The sequence below is a fragment of the Bacillus sp. P4_D3 genome (genome assembly GCF_056401855.1).
Genome location: NZ_JBFUIN010000821.1, coordinates 1 through 1290 on the forward strand (window position 1 = coordinate 1; position 1290 = coordinate 1290).

The 1290-nt window shown below is 33.6% G+C and carries 2 protein-coding genes; one reads left to right on the forward strand and one right to left on the reverse strand.

Going from position 1 to position 1290, the window contains the following annotated elements:
- Positions 1 to 398 precede the first annotated feature (398 nt).
- Positions 399 to 536 carry a DUF3956 family protein gene (locus AC1DTM_RS27000; RefSeq protein WP_016104030.1) on the forward strand — a complete coding sequence of 46 codons (138 nt, stop codon included), beginning with the start codon at positions 399 to 401 and terminating at the stop codon, positions 534 to 536.
- A 120-nt stretch (positions 537 to 656) separates the two neighbouring features.
- Here AC1DTM_RS27000 and AC1DTM_RS27005 read toward each other — a convergent pair whose 3' ends face one another.
- On the reverse strand, positions 657 to 851 hold the full coding sequence (locus tag AC1DTM_RS27005; protein WP_016104031.1) for a hypothetical protein: 195 nt from the start codon (positions 849 to 851) through the stop codon (positions 657 to 659).
- Positions 852 to 1290 lie beyond the last annotated feature (439 nt).

The following is a 1290-nucleotide window of genomic DNA, read 5'->3' on the forward strand; positions in this document are numbered from 1 at the left end:
TTGCTATTAACACCCATTTACCTTTTTGCAAAACAGCTTTCATATTCACTTTTTCTACTCCCCTTACCTACTTTGATTCCTGGTTATTTTTTAGCTGCAAACTCAAGTTCTAATCTACCCGCTTGTGATAATTTTTAGATATCAGTTTACACTCTAATCCCTTTTAACACTGAGTTTCCGCTGTTTTTCCGTATTTCGAAGAAAACACTAATAAAAGTATACATTCAAATCGTTAATTTTATTGAACTTATGGAATGACGCTTATTTTCGTTCGTTATGTTCGTTTGTTTTGTTAGCACAGATTTAATTTATTAATTCTACAAAATCCGTATATTTAGTTATTAAGTATTTAAATGAATTCATATACTGTAGTAGATTACTAGAAAGGAGGCGTATACATGACAAGCTGTATTCTATTCGTAAATGGCCAACCTTTTTTAGTTCTCTCAGTAGCTGGAATCGAAGTTGCTAGACTTGAGATTTTTCTTGAGGTAGCATTGACTTTAATAGCATTAGGAATTCCAGTTTGCTCTTAATTAACCGATTCCGATTCCAAAAGAGGGCTTTTATTTATCCTTATCTTCCCTTAATAAATAAGACCAGAAAATTCTTGAACAAAAAAAGTGCTTTTCCTCAAAGCACTTTTCCAATGGGATTTACCAATCCCGACGGTCATCGCGATCGAAGTCACGATCACGGTTACGTCTGAGACGACATTCATCACAATCGCAGTCACGGTCACGTCTACAACGACAATCATCAAAATCTCTATGTCTGCGTCTACAGAACATTAAATCATCCCAAAATCTATCACAATCTCTGAAGTGCTCAAAACGACAATCATCTCTCATGAATATAAGTCCCCCCTCATGTTAAATTGGATTCATTATATTCTATGTTTAAAAGTAGAAAACAGCTTGTTTACTAGTCTATCTTCTTTACCTATTTTCATTAACAACAAACAAGACGTCACCCAGATCACGGTAGCACCACATCGCTATCAAGCTAAAAAACAAAATTCCGCTAAAATGAAAAAAAGCTATTTTTTGTGAAATATACTGATAGAATAGCTTTTTTCGTTTTAGTTTGATGGGCGTAAGTCAGTGTTCCTAAATGTGTATATCGTATACAGTTAAAACAAACACCTTAGGATTGTATTGTTTCAACTAACTACAACTTTTTAATCAATTCTTCAGTTTTTAAAACTGTGGTAAACTCATCATCTAAAGTTACTAGTGATACATTGTGTATTTGTTCAGACACAAAAATAGGCTGTGGAGAAGACTTTCT

Excerpts from the sequence above, each read along its gene's own strand:
- AC1DTM_RS27000 (WP_016104030.1), top strand. The coding sequence starts at position 399 with ATGACAAGCTGTATTCTATTCGTAAATGGCCAACCTTTTTTAGTTCTC.
- AC1DTM_RS27005 (WP_016104031.1), bottom strand. The coding sequence starts at position 851 with ATGAGAGATGATTGTCGTTTTGAGCACTTCAGAGATTGTGATAGATTT.